Below are 2802 nucleotides of genomic sequence, written 5' to 3' on the forward strand. Positions count from 1 at the left end.
CAGCCAGGCCGCGACCGCCGCCGCCGAGCCGCCCGAGGAGCCGCCGGGCACGAGGTCCTTGTTGTCCCCCTCCGCCCGCCAGGGATTGACCACCGGCCCGTAATAGGAGGTCTCGTTGGACGAGCCCATGGCGAACTCGTCCATGTTGAGCTTGCCCAGCATTACCGCCCCGTCGGCCCAGAGATTGGCGGTAACGGTGGACTCGTAGGGCGGCTTGAAACCGTCGAGGATGTGGCTGCCCGCCTGGGTGTGGGTATCACGGGTGGCGAAGAGATCCTTCACCCCCAGCGGAATGCCCTCGAGCGGGCGCCCACCACCTTGCGCCAGCCGCATGTCGGAAGCCTTCGCCATCTCGCGCGCCTGGTCCGCGGTCACGGCCACATAGGCGTTCAGCCGTTCGTTCGCCGTCTCGATGGCGGACAGATAGGCTTCGGTCAGCTCCAGGGCCGTGAAGTCCTTCTTCGCCAGTCGGTCACGCGTTTCGGCAATGGTGAGTTTGGTCAGCTCGCTCATGAAAGGTCCGTTCGCTCACGGATGAGATGAATGGGCGCCGATGAGCGCCCGAGAGTAGGTGGATTGCGCGGCACCCGCCGCAGCCCGCCTATTCGACGACCTTGGGCACGACAAAGAAATTGTCGTCACCGGCCGGCGCGTTGGCCACGATCTCCTCCGCCTTGCCGCCATCCGTCACTTCGTCCTGGCGCATCCTGATGGCCGTGGGAATGACGGAGGTCATCGGCTCCACGTCGGAGACGTCCACCTCGCCAAGCTGCTCCACGAAACCGAGGATTGCATTCAACTCGCCGGTCATGCGGCTGGCTTCCTCATCGTCGACGGCAATTCTGGCCAATTGCGCCACGCGCTTCACGGTCTCGATATCGACGGACATGCTCTCTTTTCCTGGCGGGATTGAATTGCCCCAGCGCTATAGTCGCGCCCGGCGCGGCACGCAACACCATTGCCCAAAATGCTGCGCTAGAGGCTACAACTCCACCGCCTTGCCGCGCTCGGGCACCAGCACGTTCGTCTCCGTCCCCTTCATGCCCTCGCTGAACTTGTCCGCCGACTGGTCGACGATCGGGAAGGAGGCGTAGTGGCAGGGGATGACCGTCTCGAACTGGAAGAAGCGACGGCAGGCAAGCGCGGCCACCGCGCCGCCCATCGTGAACCGGTCGCCGATGGGCACAAGGCCGATCTGCGGCCGATGCAGTTCCTGGATCAGCGCCATGTCGCCGAAGATATCGGTGTCGCCCATGTGATAGAGCGTCTTTTCCCGCGGAAAATGGAGGATGAGGCCTCCGGGATTGCCGAGATAGACATTGGTGCCGTCGTCGAACGGAAACGAAGAGGAGTGCTGTGCCTGAACGAAGGTCGTCGTGAAGCCGCCGCAATCGACCGTCCCGCCGAGATTACCGGGATTGATCCTGTCCTCGGCAATCCCCTGCCCGACGAGATACATGCAGATCTCGAAATTGGCGACCAGCATGGCGCCGCTCTGTTTCAGGATCGCCGCCGAGTCGCCCAGGTGATCGGCATGCCCGTGGGTGAGCAGCACATGGGTGACGCCTTCCGCCGGCCCTTCCCAGCCGCCATCCCAGGCGGGGTTGCCGCTCAGGAACGGGTCGATCAGAATTCGCGCGTCACCGGCCTCGATCCGGAAGGCGGAGTGGCCGTACCAGGTGATTTTCATGTCCAAGTTCCTCGCATCTTGAGACCCGGCAGGATAAAACGGGCAAGCATCAAGTCAAAGGCGGGTTGCCCGTGAGCGTCGTCTCCATGGAAGAGCTGGAACAGGCCCGTCCCGTCGGCAGGCCGCTGGCCGGGCTCGATCTCGGCACCAAGACGATCGGCGTCGCCGTCTCCGATCTCGGCCTGTCCTTCGCCACGCCGCGTGCAATGATCAAACGCAAGAAGTTCACGCAGGATGCCGAAGCACTCCTGCACCTGCTCTCGCGCGAGAATGTGGGCGGGGTGATCATCGGCCTCCCCGTCAACATGGACGGCAGCGAGGGACCGCGCGCGCAGTCCACCCGCGCCTTCGCGCGCAATCTCACGCGGCTCACCGATCTGCCCTTGAGCTTTTGGGACGAGCGCCTGTCCACCGTGGCCGCCGAACGGACACTCATCGAGATGGACGTCTCCCGGAAAAAGCGCGCCGAACGCATCGATTCGGCGGCGGCCGCCTTCATCCTGCAGGGCGCGCTCGACCGTCTTCAGGCGCTACGCGGCGCATCCTCGCGCGGGTAGTGCCCTCGTCTTGCGGCGATCCAGGCCTGGATTGCGCGGCGGCGGCGGAAGGCGAGGATGGCCAGCAGGATCAAGGTGTCGATCACGCAGGCGCGCGCCAGCAGCGGCGGGATCGCTGCCGGCTCGACGCCGAGGATATGGCCGTAGATTGCAAAGGTGTAGTCGTGCACCTCGCGGGTCAGCATGAAGAAGCCGAAGTGCATGTCATGCAGGGACAGGAAGTACCAGGCCCAGATCAGCCCCATCGGCAGTCCCCAGAAGATCAGGATGTAGCGCACGGGGCTCTCTCCACTGCCGAAATCCTTCACGGCAACACTGGACCCGCGCCTGTGCGCGCGCAAGCGGCAACCCTTTATTAACCTTAATTACCGCACCGACGTGATGGAGTTTCAGGCCATTGCCGCCCTACCCCGCCTCCGGGTAGAGCATCTCCACCAGCGTCCCGGCATCGTGCCGGGCATCGAGCATGCCGTAGGTGCCGCGCCACTGGCCGGCCAGCCGCGTCTCGATGAAGGCGTCGGCCACCTGCCCCGCCCCGAGCCGCCGCAATTCGGC

5 protein-coding genes are annotated in these 2802 nt (G+C 64.7%); 1 reads left to right on the forward strand and 4 read right to left on the reverse strand.

Annotated features, from left to right (window positions below; genetic code table 11):
• The 3 genes from ACFP9U_RS24565 to ACFP9U_RS24575 all read right to left on the reverse strand — a co-directional run.
• Positions 1–513 (reverse strand): amidase (locus ACFP9U_RS24565; protein WP_378625446.1); only part of this gene is annotated, 513 nt, incomplete at its 3' end.
• A gap of 88 nt (positions 514–601) precedes the next feature.
• Positions 602–889, reverse strand: a complete 288-nt coding sequence (gene gatC / locus ACFP9U_RS24570; RefSeq protein WP_378625448.1) for an Asp-tRNA(Asn)/Glu-tRNA(Gln) amidotransferase subunit GatC — start codon at positions 887–889, stop codon at positions 602–604.
• A 93-nt stretch (positions 890–982) separates the two neighbouring features.
• On the reverse strand, positions 983–1690 hold the full coding sequence (locus tag ACFP9U_RS24575; RefSeq protein WP_378625450.1) for a metal-dependent hydrolase: 708 nt from the start codon (positions 1688–1690) through the stop codon (positions 983–985).
• Positions 1691–1761: 71 nt separating this feature from the next.
• Here ACFP9U_RS24575 and ruvX point away from each other — a divergent pair, with 71 nt between their 5' ends.
• On the forward strand, positions 1762–2247 hold the full coding sequence (gene ruvX / locus ACFP9U_RS24580; protein ID WP_378625452.1) for a Holliday junction resolvase RuvX: 486 nt from the start codon (positions 1762–1764) through the stop codon (positions 2245–2247).
• Here the strand turns inward: ruvX and ACFP9U_RS24585 are convergent.
• Positions 2214–2525, reverse strand: a complete 312-nt coding sequence (locus tag ACFP9U_RS24585) for a DUF6105 family protein (protein WP_378625454.1) — start codon at positions 2523–2525, stop codon at positions 2214–2216. The two genes, ruvX and ACFP9U_RS24585, sit on opposite strands and share 34 nt — an antisense overlap.
• Between the last annotated feature and the right edge of the window lie 277 nt (positions 2526–2802).

Source organism: Nitratireductor sp. GCM10026969, from assembly GCF_042660605.1.
In the GTDB taxonomy this organism is placed as follows: Bacteria; Pseudomonadota; Alphaproteobacteria; order Rhizobiales; family Rhizobiaceae; genus Chelativorans.

Bases quoted from the DNA above. Each gene is read 5' to 3' on its own strand.
- gatC (WP_378625448.1), bottom strand. From the start codon at position 889: ATGTCCGTCGATATCGAGACCGTGAAGCGCGTGGCGCAATTGGCCAGA.
- ACFP9U_RS24575 (WP_378625450.1), bottom strand. From the start codon at position 1,690: ATGAAAATCACCTGGTACGGCCACTCCGCCTTCCGGATCGAGGCCGGT.